9 protein-coding genes are annotated in these 13,875 nt (G+C 48.0%); 7 read left to right on the top strand and 2 right to left on the bottom strand.

The genetic code is table 11. The features are described 5' to 3' along the window. Positions 1–24: 24 nt before the first annotated feature. The 7 genes from betB to LG288_RS06560 all read left to right on the top strand — a co-directional run bounded on the left by betB (position 25) and on the right by LG288_RS06560 (position 10,864). Positions 25–1,488: a betaine-aldehyde dehydrogenase gene (gene betB, locus LG288_RS06590; protein ID WP_404399330.1), complete on the top strand. Its 1,464-nt coding sequence runs from the start codon at positions 25–27 to the stop codon at positions 1,486–1,488. Further along, positions 1,488–3,188 carry a choline dehydrogenase gene (betA, locus tag LG288_RS06585; RefSeq protein ID WP_404399329.1) on the top strand — a complete coding sequence of 567 codons (1,701 nt, stop codon included), beginning with the start codon at positions 1,488–1,490 and terminating at the stop codon, positions 3,186–3,188. Before betB ends, betA begins: the two co-directional genes overlap by 1 nt. Then, complete coding sequence (locus LG288_RS06580; RefSeq protein WP_404399328.1) at positions 3,188–4,378, top strand: BCCT family transporter; 1,191 nt, start codon at positions 3,188–3,190, stop codon at positions 4,376–4,378. Before betA ends, LG288_RS06580 begins: the two co-directional genes overlap by 1 nt. Positions 4,379–4,507: 129 nt before the next feature. Next, positions 4,508–6,676 carry a catalase/peroxidase HPI gene (gene katG, locus LG288_RS06575; protein WP_404399327.1) on the top strand — a complete coding sequence of 723 codons (2,169 nt, stop codon included), beginning with the start codon at positions 4,508–4,510 and terminating at the stop codon, positions 6,674–6,676. Positions 6,677–6,801: 125 nt separating this feature from the next. After that, complete coding sequence (locus LG288_RS06570) at positions 6,802–9,798, top strand: diguanylate cyclase (protein WP_404399326.1); 2,997 nt, start codon at positions 6,802–6,804, stop codon at positions 9,796–9,798. Continuing rightward, complete coding sequence (locus LG288_RS06565; protein WP_404399325.1) at positions 9,795–10,541, top strand: thioredoxin family protein; 747 nt, start codon at positions 9,795–9,797, stop codon at positions 10,539–10,541. Before LG288_RS06570 ends, LG288_RS06565 begins: the two co-directional genes overlap by 4 nt. Further along, positions 10,532–10,864, top strand: coding sequence for an Hpt domain-containing protein (locus LG288_RS06560; RefSeq protein WP_404399324.1), 333 nt, complete (start codon positions 10,532–10,534; stop codon positions 10,862–10,864). Before LG288_RS06565 ends, LG288_RS06560 begins: the two co-directional genes overlap by 10 nt. Here LG288_RS06560 and LG288_RS06555 read toward each other — a convergent pair. Together LG288_RS06555 and LG288_RS06550 are read right to left on the bottom strand one after the other, a co-directional pair. Beyond that, on the bottom strand, positions 10,861–11,220 hold the full coding sequence (locus LG288_RS06555) for a response regulator (RefSeq protein WP_404399323.1): 360 nt from the start codon (positions 11,218–11,220) through the stop codon (positions 10,861–10,863). The two genes, LG288_RS06560 and LG288_RS06555, sit on opposite strands and share 4 nt — an antisense overlap. Before the next feature lie 10 nt (positions 11,221–11,230). Next, the gene (locus LG288_RS06550; protein WP_404399322.1) at positions 11,231–13,723 is read right to left on the bottom strand and encodes an ATP-binding protein; all 2,493 of its coding nucleotides are present in this window, start codon (positions 13,721–13,723) and stop codon (positions 11,231–11,233) included. Positions 13,724–13,875 lie beyond the last annotated feature (152 nt).

Genomic DNA, 13,875 nt, shown 5'->3' with positions numbered 1-13,875 from the left:
AGAGTAAAATTAAAGGAGCTCGATTTGTCAACTTCTGTGATTTCAAATTACATTCATGGAAAATACCAACAGCAGGGTAACGCTGACCTTTTTGACGTTATTTACCCTGCAACCGGAGAGACGCTGTACCTGGTAGAGGAAGCCAGCCCGGCCTTACTGGAACAGGCGATTGTCAGCGCTTGTCAAGGGCAGGCACAGTGGGCAGCGATGACGGCAGTTGAGCGCGCGCGTATTTTACAAAAAGCGGCTTCGATGTTGCGAGAGCGTAATGACGAACTGGCCCGGATTGAAGTACTGGACACCGGTAAGCCATGGCAGGAAGCGGTAGAAGTTGATGTGCAGACAGGCGCTGACGCTATCGAGTATTTTGCCAATCTGAGTCAGTCAATGATGGGCTCGCAGCAGCCCATTGGTAATGACTTTTTTTACACTCGACACGAGCCACTGGGAGTTTGTTTTGGTATTGGTGCCTGGAATTATCCTTTACAAATAGCCTGTTGGAAGTCGGCAGCTGCACTGGCTGCCGGCAATGCGATGATTTTTAAACCTTCGGAAGAAACGCCACGTGGCGCTTGTCTTTTAGCTGAGATATTTACCGCTGCCGGTGTGCCGCAGGGCGTTTTTAACGTTGTGCATGGTGATGGCAAAGTGGGTAACTATCTGACTGAACACAGTGAAGTTGCCAAAGTCTCTCTCACCGGCGAGGTCGGTACCGGCAAGAAAGTCATGGCTGCTGCTGCCGGCACACTAAAACAAGTGACGATGGAGCTGGGCGGCAAGTCACCATTGGTTGTTTTCGAGGACGCCGATATTAACGAAGCGGTGACCGGTGCCATGCTGGCTAACTTTTATACGCAGGGTGAAGTCTGTACTAATGGCACACGGGTTTATGTTCATGAATCGGTGTACCAACAATTTATGCAGCAGTTGCTGGAACGGACACAGCGCAACATTGTGGTCGGTGATCCGATGAATCCGGATACCAATCTGGGCGCCTTGATTTCAGCGCAACACTTAGCCCGGGTGCTGGAATATATCAAGCATGGTAGCGACGAGGGTGCGACTCTGGCCTGTGGCGGCGCACAACTAAAACCGCAAAACTTTGAAGGCGGTAATTTTATCGAGCCAACAATTTTTACCGACTGCACGGATGATATGAAAATTGTGCAGGAAGAGATTTTTGGTCCGGTAATGTCCGTGCTAACGTTCAGCGATGAGGACGATGTGATTAAAAGAGCTAATAACACACGTTATGGGCTCGCTGCCGGTATCTTTACCAGCGATATTCGTCGCGCCCATCGTGTTATTGCCCGCCTGGAGGCAGGTATTTGCTGGATTAACGCCTGGGGCAATTCGCCGGCCGAAATGCCTGTTGGTGGTTATAAAGAATCAGGTATTGGGCGCGAAAACGGCGTTGAAACACTGAAATCCTATACCCAGACCAAATCAATTTATGTTGGCATGGACACCTTAGAGGGACCTTTTTAATGAGTGCCGCCGCCTATGACTACATTATTGTTGGTGCCGGTTCGGCCGGCTGTGTGCTGGCGAATCGGCTGAGTGAGGATTCAAAAAGTCAGGTATTACTGCTGGAAACCGGAGGCTCAGATAAAAGCATTTTTATCCAGATGCCGACTGCTTTATCGATACCGATGAATACCAAAAAGTATGCCTGGCAGTTTCACACTGAACCTGAGCCTTACCTGAATAACCGCCGCATGCATTGCCCGCGGGGTAAAGTTTTGGGTGGCTCTTCGTCAATTAACGGCATGGTTTATGTACGTGGACACGCTCATGACTTTGATGAATGGGCGCAGCAGGGGGCAAAAGACTGGGACTATCAGCACTGTTTACCTTATTTTAAAAAAGCCGATGACTGGGCCTTTGGCAGTGACAGTTATCGCGCACAAGGCGGCCCGCTTGCGGTTAATAATGGCAACAATATGCAAAACCCATTATATCAAGCCTTTGTTGACGCCGGACAGCAAGCCGGCTACTGGCATACGGATGATTATAACGGTGCTCGCCAGGAAGGCTTTGGAGCCATGCATATGACCGTAAAAAATGGTCGCCGCTGGTCAACCGCGAACGCCTATTTGCGGCCGGCAATGCAGCGCAGTAACTTAACCGTTCGAACGGGTGTGCAGGTAAAGCGGGTACTGTTAGAAGGTAAGCGCGCTGTTGGCGTTGTGCTGCTTAAAGGGCGGCAGACCGAAACCGTAAAAACCCGCAAGGAAGTGATTCTCAGCGCCGGTTCGATCGGTTCGCCGCATATATTGCAACTGTCCGGTATCGGTCCTAAGCCGGTGCTGCAAGCTGCCAGTATTCCGCTGCAACACGAATTACCCGGGGTTGGTGAAAACCTGCAGGACCACCTCGAGTTTTATTTTCAGTATCGTTGCAAACAACCGCTTAGTTTAAACGGCAAACTGGGACCTTTAAGTAAATTAGCAATCGGCATGCGCTGGATATTGTTCAAAAGTGGGCTGGGTGCAACGAATCACTTTGAATCCTGCGGCTTCATCCGCTCAAAAAAAGGCATTCGCTGGCCCGACTTGCAATACCATTTTTTACCGGCAGCAATGCGCTATGATGGCCGCAGTGCCTTTGCCGGACATGGCTTTCAGTTGCACATAGGACACAATAAACCGAAAAGCCGCGGTTGGGTGCGGGTTCAATCTGACGACCCTAAGCTGGCACCGCAAATACAATTTAATTATTTGCAGGATCAGGAGGACATCGAGGCCTTCAGAGCGTGTGTCAGACTCTCCCGGGAAATTATTGCACAGCCAGCTATGGATGATTACCGGGGGGCCGAAATTCAACCCGGTGCAGCTGTGCAGACTGACGAACAAATCGATGCCTTTGTCCGCGAGGCGGTGGAGAGTGCTTACCATCCGTGCGGAACTTGCCGGATGGGCGCTGCTGATGATGAGATGGCAGTGGTTGATGCCCAGGCCCGGGTACGCGGCCTGCAGAATTTGCGGGTGGTTGATTCATCGGTTTTTCCGACTATCCCCAACGGCAACTTGAATGCGCCAACCATTATGGTTGCCGAACGGGCTGCCGATTTAATTAAAGGAGCAGAAATGCTGGAGCCTGCAGCTGCGCAAGTGATTGTTGACCCGCAGTGGCAAGAGCGGCAGCGGCAACAAGCCCCACGGCGCGCTGCGGTTGAGGAAGTCTGATGCTGACTTTAGTGGGCCTTGGAATGATTTTTTTCATGCTCATGGTGGGCTTGATTCTGCTGCGCTGGGGACGACTGACATTAACCGGCAAAATTCCGGTATCGACTCTGGTTTTTGTCGCTATTTTGTTTACCTCGGGTCTGGATGTAGGCCTGATTATGTTTCCTTTGACCGAGTTTCCGGTCTACGAAAATATCGAGGCAAACCAAGAATATGCGTTTGCCAACCCTCTTGCCATTGAATTTGGTTTTTGGGGGTTTATGGTCTGGGCGATTTATTTTGTCACCTGCTTTTACTTTTGTGCATTGGAACCTAAATTAAAGTTTTTTCAGATCAGCTGGGTAAAGTGGGTAAACAATTTAGTCATTATTGGCACTTGTGCGTTTACGGCTCATTTACTGTTTGCCAATTTAAGCTGGTATCTGCCGACTCTGGCGCCAAAATCAGGGTTTCCGTGGCTTTTCGCTGGTCTGGTGATAACCACGATTTGTGCCGCCGTGTATTCAAGTACCGAGCTTAAGTACGTGAAAGTGCTGAGTGTTTCGTCCGGTGGTTTATTTATAGCCCTTATCATTGGGCTGGGAATTTACATCGTTAACCAGCCTAATGTGGCTGTTGCCGATTATTTTAATACGTTACCGTTACTAACTGATTATTTCAGCCATCTGCAGCGTTTCATTTTGCCGATTAACGATTACCATGCATTTTATTTGTTCTGGTGGTTTGCCTGGAGCATTATGATCGGGCAGTTTACCGCGCGTTTCGTCGGTCAGATGAAAACCATAACCTTGTTTGCCAACATGCTTATCTGGCCCTCATTATCATTGGGTTTATGGTTTGCGGTGTTGTATTTATTCCATATCAAGGGTGTTGACACAGCTGGCTGGATTAACCGAATTATGGTGGCTGTTGGCGTTGTCTTTGTTTTGAATTCGCTGGACTCACTGATCCGCCTTTATTCAGACAATTTGAATTTAACTGTGGTTCGGCTCGGCAAACCTCGCTATTTTGCGCTTCACAGCAGCTTAATGATTGGTTTAACCGTTTTGTTCAGTCTCGAGTTCATTCGCATTCAATGGGTTGGAGCGCTGGTCATCGGTATCGGGCTTTGCTGCTTTATTTATCTGCTGGCCGCTCAGAAAAGACGTTTACTACCCGATCCTAAACCGTTGCTTTCTTATCGCCGTTAATCGCTTAAATCTATTAACGCGACTGCTTTAGTATATTGGTTGAACCCGACTCAGTCTGCTATACCTGTCTATAAGAAAAACATTAACTGTTTTTATTTTTAACAGTGTTACACAAAAGGAAGATGATTTATGAGTTCAGGTAAATGCCCCATCATGCACGGTGGTATGACCAATAAAGGTAAGTCGAATACGCACTGGTGGCCAAATTCGTTAAAGCTCGAAATTCTTCGCCAGCATGATCGTAAAGCCGATCCTATGGATGAAGATTTTAATTATGCCGAAGAATTTAACAAAATTGATCTCGAGCAGTTAAAGCAAGACCTTAAAGATTTTATGACTGACAGCCAGGACTGGTGGCCTGCAGACTGGGGCCATTACGGTGGGCTGATGATCCGGATGGCCTGGCACTCAGCAGGCAGTTACCGGACAACTGATGGCCGTGGCGGCGGTGGCACGGGTAACCAGCGCTTCGCACCGCTGAATAGCTGGCCCGACAACGTCAGTTTGGATAAAGCACGGCGCTTGTTATGGCCAATCAAGAAAAAATATGGCAATAAGCTGTCCTGGGCCGATCTATTTATCCTCGCCGGCACCATGGCGTATGAGTCAATGGGCCTTAAATCCTTTGGCTTTGGTGGTGGCCGTGAAGATATCTGGCATCCGGAAGAGGACATCTACTGGGGTAGTGAGAAAGAATGGTTAGCTGAAACAAAAAATCGTTATCAGTCAGATGAACAGCGGGACTCTCTGGAGAACCCATTGGCTGCCGTACAGATGGGCCTAATTTACGTTAACCCAGAAGGTGTTGACGGTAACCCCGATCCGTTGAAGACAGCAAAAGATGTGCGCGAAACTTTTGCCCGTATGGCGATGAACGATGAAGAAACCGTTGCGCTGACAGCCGGTGGGCACACAATCGGCAAATGTCACGGTAATGGTAAAGAAGAAAACCTTGGTCCCGAGCCTGAAGCAGCAGATGTCACTGAACAGGGTATGGGCTGGCATAACAGCGGTGGCAAAGGCAAAGGCCGAGATACGGTCACCAGTGGTATCGAGGGTGCCTGGACAACTAATCCAACACAGTGGGATAACGGATATTTTTATCTGTTATTTACCTACGACTGGGAGCTAAAAAAGAGTCCTGCAGGTGCCTGGCAATGGGAGCCCATTGACATAAAAGAAGAAGATAAACCGGTCGACGTCGAAGACCCGTCTATCCGTCTTAATCCGATCATGACGGATGCCGATATGGCAATGATTAAAGATCCGGAATATCGCAAAATTTCCGAGAAGTTTTATAAAAACCCCGATTATTTAGCCGAAGTGTTCGCCCGTGCGTGGTTTAAGTTAACCCATCGTGATTTAGGACCCAAGTCCCGTTATCTGGGACCGGATGTACCGGACGAGGACTTAATTTGGCAGGATCCCGTACCGAGTGTTGATTACACCCTGAGCGACACTGAGATTAATGAGTTAAAGGGAAAACTGCTGAATAGCGGGCTGAGTTCTTATGAACTGATCACCACAGCCTGGGACAGTGCCCGCACTTTTCGTAATTCTGATTACCGTGGTGGTGCCAATGGCGCCCGTATCCGTCTTGAACCACACAAAAACTGGCATGGGAATGAGCCTGAAAAACTGCAAAAGGTATTAACTAAGCTGGAACAGCTACAGGCTAGCCTGGATAAACCGGTGAGTGTTGCCGACCTGATCGTTTTAGGCGGTAGTGCAGCGGTTGAAAAAGCCGCCGGCGAGGCAGGGTTTGACATTAAGGTACCCTTTACGCCGGGTCGGGGCGATGCAACGGCTGAAATGACCGATGCAGAGAGTTTTGAGGTGCTTGAGCCGCTGCATGATGCTTACCGCAATTATTTGAAGAAAGACTATCAGGTTCCGGCCGAAGAGCTGATGTTGGATCGTACTCAACTGATGGGTCTGACCGCACCGGAGATGACCGTGTTAGTCGGCGGAATGCGCGCGCTGGGTGCTAATTTCGAACAGTCAGAGAAGGGTGTTTTCACGGATCGTGCAGGAACCTTAACAAACGACTTTTTCGTTAATCTGACAGACATGGACAATGTCTGGAAGTCAGTCGGAGATCACTACGAGGTTCGCGACCGCCAGAGCGACGAGCTTAAATGGACGGCTAGTCGTGTTGACTTAGTGTTCGGTTCGAATTCTATTTTGCGATCTTATGCTGAGGTTTACGCACAAGATGACAACCAGGAAAAGTTCGTCAGAAATTTCATTAAAGCCTGGGTAAAAGTGATGGATGCCGACCGGTTTGATGTCGTCTGATAAAAATGGAGTCGCAGCAACGATGCTGTGGCTCCTCTTCCTTCAATCTATAATAGTTTTATGTGTTAAATGTGTATAAAGTAGGGCATGTAACCTTTTTAACCTGTTGTTGAGTAAAGACACGCATGCACTATTTACGATTAGCCGGGTGGTTGTGCCTTTATTGCCTGGTACTGTTACCCGTTATTAATCAGCTTGCCCATGCTAAAAAACCTTCACTTTTTAATGATTTTGTCAGAGTAGCTGATGAAACAGCAGGTCAACAATCGTCGGTTTACTATATCTATCGGGATCAACGCAACTTTCTGTGGTTTGCCAGCGATACTGACGGTGTCCTGCGTTATGACGGCTATGATTACCGGGTATTCTCAGAACAGCTGACCGGAGATCAGGAGCATGTGAGCTATGCAGCTGTTGCCATTACTGATGACACGACATTATGGGCGGCAACCTGGGGTCAGGGTTTGGTCAGCCTTAACTCGAAAAAGCAACAAGTAAGACATTTTAGCACTACAATGAGTGGCTCTGAGTCACTTCGCGATAATCGGGTACAGACGCTTTTCAAGGCAAAATCCGACCGTTTATGGGTAGGCACGCTTAGTGGGCTTAACTATCTCGAAAAAAGCACCGATAACGACAATTGGCGCTTGGCGAGCTTACCTGTTAACCATCCTCTTTATGGTCTTCGTATCTGGGGCTTAGCTGAACATGACGATAAAATGTGGGCGGCAACCTCACGCGGGCTTTACCAGTTTAATGACGACTTTTCTGACTGGCAGGTATACTACCTCTACCCTGACCAGGTCGGCGACAACCGTCTTAATGAAATTCGCACCGTGGCCAGCTTTGGCGATCGACTGTGGCTGGGCAGCAATGAGGGTGTATTTTACCTCGACCCTAAGCAGCAAGCCTTGCGGGCTGTTGAATTTGCTGCTGGTGAAAACCAGTCAATCCCCCGAATTAACACGCTTGCAGTTGATGCAAGTGACGTAGACTCGCCGATTATATACGCCGGGGGAACTGATGGGCTGTATCAAGTTAATCGGACAACCGGTCAATACATTGACCAACAGGGACAATGGAATCTGCTGGCAGGGGTCGATATCCGCGCCATTGAGTTTGACGCTAATGGTTCTATCTGGATAGGCGCCAGGAACCAGGGAATCTTCTACGCTCGGCGACAATCAGAACATTTTTCGGCGCAGTTAACCTATTCAGTTTATTCAGCTCAGTATGGCGAGGATAGCGCACTGTGGCTGGGAACCTCAGATGGTTTATTTTACCAGCCTGACAGCCAGGATGATTGGCAGCAGCTGAAATTGCCGGCTGAGTTAAAGCAGCAACGCGTCCCGCTGATATTTTTGGATAGCAACAGTAACGCCTGGGTAGTGGCCGATGATACATTGCTTAAGACCTCGCAACGAGCACCCAATGCATTAAAAAAAGTAAACTTTGTTAAACAACAGCTGAATACGGAAAACTCGATAACAGCAATAGGTGAGGGCAGCAATGGCTCTCTGTTATTTGGCTTCTGGGGTCTGGGCCTCGCTGAATACGATCCACAAAACGGAACTGCAGAGTGGGTGTTTAACGGCAATGCGGAGCTGCGTGGCGATCGGATTTATGACATAACGGCGGTAGCCGGTGTCGGTGACTTTTTTGTTACTCGATACTCGGGTCTTTATCATCGCCCTATTGGCAGCAAGCAGTGGCGCTCAGTCAGCGGGCCTGAACTGACATTACCGGGCAAAGACACGATGTTGTGTGCCGAATCCTATAGCCCAAATACTTTGTGGCTGTGTTCTACCGAAGGCGCCTGGAAGATTGATTTCAGCACTCAGCAAACTACCCGGCTGTCTGAACAACAGGGGCTAAACTCAGACCGCGTCGTGGGCATTCAGTCTGATCAGCAAGGTGACCTGTGGTTGCTCACCAGCCGTGGCCTTGCCCGTTATCAGCAAGAACGTGATGAACTCATAAATTTCACCGTGCATGACGGCCTTCCCGCTGCTGAAATGTTGCGTGGTGCTGCAGCACTCAGCCGCAACGGGCAATTAGTCGTTGGTACGGTCAAGGGAGCTGCGCTGACCCGGCCGGCAGATTTAAAAATTAATGTGTTTGCACCGACAGTTAACTTAACCCGGGTGATGATTAATAATCGCGATACCACTGATCAATACAGCTTTACCCAACCGCAAATAAATCTGCCCAGTGACCACCGTTCCATCGAAATTAGCTACAGTGTTATGGACTTTCATGACACCAGCTTGAATAGGGGACGCTATCGGATCCTCGGACTGGATGCCCAGTGGAGTGACTGGAGAAACAGTCGGATAGTTCGTTTTACGACACTGCCACCGGGACACTATCGATTGCAAATTGAGGGTGAAAATAGCTTAGGAAGCCGCAGCGAAGAACCGCTGGAAATCCTCATTCATATAGAACGACCCTGGTGGCAGAGCTTTTGGCTGTGGTTGCTTGTTGTCAGCCTTGTTCTACTCCTTGCTTACTTTCTTTATAAGCTACGCTTCCGTGCATTAGAAAAAGTCAATGAACGGCTTGATTTTGAAATAAGGCAACGCACCCGAGAGCTTAGTGAAGCCAATGAAAGACTGCGATCACTATCGCAGACCGATTATCTGACTCAGTTACTTAATCGGCGGGGTTTCAGCGAGCAATTTAAAATGTTGCAACGCCAATTCAGCCGTAATCCCAGAGATGTCAGTATCGCTTTGCTTGATGTCGACCATTTTAAACAGTTTAATGATCGCTATGGTCACGAAGTTGGCGACCAGGTGTTACGAGCCCTCAGTAAAGAAATGCAGGGCCATTTACGGCAGCAGGATATTCTGGCGCGTTGGGGAGGAGAAGAGTTTGTTATCTTATTCCCCGAAACTGATTTGGCCGGCGCTAAAGTAGCTGCTGAAAAACTTCGCCGGACTATTGAAAAAATGACTGTTGACGGTGAAGAGCGGGACTATCGGGTGACCGTGACCCTTGGTGTCTGCAGCGCAAGACATTTAAAGGATCCCATCGAAAAGTGGATGTCCTGCGCTGATACTGCTCTATATGAGGGCAAAAAACAGGGACGGAACCGAGTACAAACTAAGGAGTTCAAATGACATTAAGAGTGATTGTGGGGTTATTAATATGCTTTTCTACAGCGGTCTGGTCAGCGCCAGAGCAATTTGCCTTTCGCGGTCAGCAGCCTACGATTGATCAACTTCAGCAGGCCCAGGAAAAGGCAAAAACAAAGGGTAAAAAATTGATGTTAGTGTTGGGGGCTAACTGGTGCGGAGACTCGAAAGCCTTGGTTGAGCAATTTTCCCAGCCTGCTATGGCTGAACAGCTTAATAAAAAATATCAGATAGAGTTAGCTGACATTGGTTATTTTGAGGGGGGCTACAGCTTAGTTGAGCATTGGGGAGAGCCAATTTATTATGGAACGCCCACGGTGATAATTGTTGACCCGGATTCCGGTGCGGTTTTAAATAAAGCCGACTGGCAGCACTGGACGAATGCCTCGCAACACTCTCTGGCTGAATTTCGTGAATACTTTTTAGCCAGTGACTTCAGCTTATCAGATGCTGTTATTAGCGCAGCGCACAAACAACAATTAGCCGAGTTTGAAAAACGCCAAAGCCGACGGATTAAACAAGGTTATCAGGCGGCAGCGCCGTTATTAAAAGACTATAAAGAATCGGGCTTAGCCGCACCGCCTGAGGCTTTTATGAAATTATGGCTCGAACTTGCTGAGTTCAGAAATCAAGTTCATAGCGATGTTGTCCGGTTAACGGCAGAGGCCGGAAAGCATCCAAAAAAAGCATTAACCCTTCCTGCTTATGGTATGAAATCATGGGAGTAGTGTGGTTAAAAAGCCAGTGTCTGGATGATTTTGAAGGCGATGTCGACTTTGTTGAACGGTTAGTTCATTCGGTGCTCAGTTATTTGCAGGAGACGGTAAGTAAAATAGAGCAAAAATATCAGCAAAGTGACCTGGCAGAAGTGCGCAAATTGGCCCACTTTTTAAAAGGCCCCAGCCAACAGCTGCATTTTCAGAGACTTTTTAAAATAACACAGCAGCTTGAACGCTCTGCCCAATCGGGTCAGGTTGAGCAATCTCTGATCCTGCAGTTAAAAAAGGAATCAGAACAGTTAGCCGCTGTTTTGCGGGATTTCCTTGACTAGTTACTCAGCAGAGCCTTTATATCGGCAAAGCGATAGGGCTTGGGCAGAAAACCATCGAAGCCGATGCCTAAAGCCTGGTTTCTTAGCTCAGGATCATCAAGAGCACTGATCATGAATACCCGTTCGGGCAGTGCGTCATTGCGTTTTAAATGCTGATAAAACTCAATGCCGGTATAATGTGGCATGTTCTGGTCCAGTAACAGCGTGTGGCATGACAGGGAAGATAAAATATCCAGAGCGGCTTTTGGGTCGCACTCGCTGATAGTATTGGTAAAACCACACAGGTGCACAATTTCTTCGAGCACCATTAAGTTAGTGGGGTTATCGTCAACAATCATAATTCGGTCGGTGCTCATTTCTTTAGTCTCAGTCGCTGATTAACGGAAAGTCGACAGTAAAGTGGCTGCCCCCTGTGGAGGCAGTACGATATCTAATGTTAGCCTGCATTCGCTCAACTAAATCTTTACAGATGGTTAAGCCTAATCCGGTGCCGGTAATAACACTATTTTCCTGGCCCAGCCGTTCGAACGGCTCGAACAGCAAATGTTGCTGTTGTTCAGGGATACCCGGACCACAGTCAATGATGTCGACAGAGTAGCATGGGCCTGTCAAATATCCTCGTACGGTAATCATTTTGTCGTCATCTGTATACTTAAGTGCATTGCTCAGAATGTTATTCACAACCTGCACAGCGCGCCGCGGGTCGGTTTTTATTAGCGTCTCGGGATGGTTGAGTTCGACATTCAGACGCTTTTCTGCAAAAGGGTGAGCGCTTTTAATTAGATCAATGCTGCGGGCAACAATTGCACTGGCACTGATACTGCGCATCCTTATTTCCAGTGCGCCGGACTCCAGTTGAGTTTTGGTCAACAAGTCGTCTATCAACTGTTGTAACAGCTCTGCTGAGGACTCAATGCGGCCAAGGTAGCGATCGAATTCCTGATGTTGCAGCTTTAGCTTAATAATTTCTGTCGTACCCAGAATTGCGGTAAGCGGCGTTCTTAATTCGTGCGTCACCGAAGAGAGCAATTTACTTTTTGCCCGGTTTGCTTCATCGGATGCCTGTTTAGCCTTGCGTAAAACTTGCTCCACTTCTTTGCGCGCCGATATGTCGCTTAGTGTCCCGACCAGAGCAAAACCACCGAACTCATCGCTTAATACCCGTTGCCCCCGGGACTGAACCCAGGCATGAGAGCCATCGGCTTTAGTTAAACGGTAATCAATTTGTACCGGGTCTCCGCTCTCCAACGCATCCTGGCGTTTTTCATGAACCTCATCAATGTCCGACGGGTGAATAAAGCGGTCGTATTCATCAATGGTCATGGGGCTGGCAACGGTCTGGTTAACAATTTTAGAAAAGTTATCGTCAACGTGGATTAAACTGTGTTCAGGATAAACGGTTATTAATACGTCGCCGCTACCCTGCAGAGCCGTACGAAGCCGCGTTTCTGATGTTGACAGACCTTTAATGGTATTGTCGAGAGAACGACTGATTTTATTAACCTGGCGGCCGATCTCATTAAATTCCCGAATCGAGGATGGCTTTTGTTGTTCGTGGAACTCCTGATTTCCTACCGCGGTAACGATATTTTTTAATGCATTAACTGGACGCAATAATTCTCTGGATAATTTGGCGGCGCGGTTCCGGATATAAACGAAATAGACCAGATAAAAAAGGATTAAGCCGGCTAACAAAGACCAGGTCACCAAATCGGTAGAGGATTTTAATTCGTCTGCAGCAGCATAAAGCTCGCTTTCTTCAATAACAATAAGAACTTTCCAGTCAGTTTCTTTCACGGTATTCCAGCTGACTATAACGGGGATATCGTTAATGACAGCATGAGTGGTGCCGGTTTCACCGCTGCTTATGGCGTTTAACAAGTCATCGCTGCCGGGTATTGAGGATAGTGAAAACTGTTGACTGGCCAAAGTGTTGCTGGTGACTTTGGTCCGATCGGATGCGGTTTGCAAATGCATATCCCACAAGCTCTGACCCCGCTTGGGTATCGCAATAAACTGGTTATTGGGGTCAAGCAGCGTGGCAAAGCCATGCCACGGAATTTCAGTTTCCTGAATGTGGGTTATTAAATTTTCAATTGTGATATCAATACCGGCTACGCCCGCCAGTGTCTGATTGAGATAAACTGGCGCAATATTGGATAACATCCAGCCGCTGCCGGCGGGATCGAGATACAGTTCGGTCCAGACATCCTGCCGGGAGGGATTATGGACGGCATCCGCCAAATAATAAAAATTAAAAATGGGTATTTCTACGGTGCTCTCATACTGAGTGTCAGTATCAAACGGCGGATAAATGTGATTTAGACTGTCTTTGGTATTAAAGTACACCTGCTGGATCAGAGGGTTAACCCGGGTTACAGACTTCATTAGCGCGGTTGTGCGATTTAGCTGAGCTATTTGAGACAGCTGCTGATCGGCTTCGGGGGTTATTCCTGAATAGAAAACAGCGGCATCATCGCCTAATCCTTCATACTTCGAATACAGCTGTCCGTCGTTGCCGCGCTCTAGTTGTTGCATTCGTTGCAGCTCTGCATCGCTAACCGGATGCTGCAAGGCATCACCAATGGTGGCGGTATAACTTTGCAAATGTTCAGTAACCGACTGCAACTGCTGGCTGAGTATGTCGGCTTCTCGATCGGCGACCTGATTTGACTCGGTCAAAGCCAGTGAGCGCAACTCGTCGTTGGTTTTAGCTGTGGTAATATGGTTTGTGGCGATATAAGTCATCAACAAAACCGATTCGATGAGAATGATCGGAATTAATGCGTGCTGCCGGAAGGCAACCCATAACCACTTTTTCAGTGATTGTTGCTGAGTATCATCAGTCGGTTTGTTCATTACAAAGGTCTTCAATGGGTATTCCACAGCTAAAACATGATTATCGGGTCGCAGCCCTATGCAATTTTAATACCATCGGTATTTTGCCACAGGTTTGGGACTGAAATCGAGATTAATCGGGCCTGACGTTGCAAAATGCAATAAAATGCATT

Origin of the sequence: Idiomarina seosinensis, from assembly GCF_044797955.1 — a bacterium.
Lineage (GTDB): Bacteria > Pseudomonadota > Gammaproteobacteria > Enterobacterales > Alteromonadaceae > Idiomarina > Idiomarina seosinensis_A.
Note: the sequence above shows the minus strand (reverse complement) of the source record. Positions and strands in the feature narration are given on the sequence as shown.

Coding starts and splice junctions, on each gene's coding strand:
- betA (WP_404399329.1), top strand. CDS start 1,488: ATGAGTGCCGCCGCCTATGACTACATTATTGTTGGTGCCGGTTCGGCC.
- LG288_RS06580 (WP_404399328.1), top strand. CDS start 3,188: ATGCTGACTTTAGTGGGCCTTGGAATGATTTTTTTCATGCTCATGGTG.
- katG (WP_404399327.1), top strand. CDS start 4,508: ATGAGTTCAGGTAAATGCCCCATCATGCACGGTGGTATGACCAATAAA.
- LG288_RS06570 (WP_404399326.1), top strand. CDS start 6,802: ATGCACTATTTACGATTAGCCGGGTGGTTGTGCCTTTATTGCCTGGTA.
- LG288_RS06565 (WP_404399325.1), top strand. CDS start 9,795: ATGACATTAAGAGTGATTGTGGGGTTATTAATATGCTTTTCTACAGCG.
- LG288_RS06560 (WP_404399324.1), top strand. CDS start 10,532: ATGGGAGTAGTGTGGTTAAAAAGCCAGTGTCTGGATGATTTTGAAGGC.
- LG288_RS06555 (WP_404399323.1), bottom strand. CDS start 11,220: ATGAGCACCGACCGAATTATGATTGTTGACGATAACCCCACTAACTTA.
- LG288_RS06550 (WP_404399322.1), bottom strand. CDS start 13,723: ATGAACAAACCGACTGATGATACTCAGCAACAATCACTGAAAAAGTGG.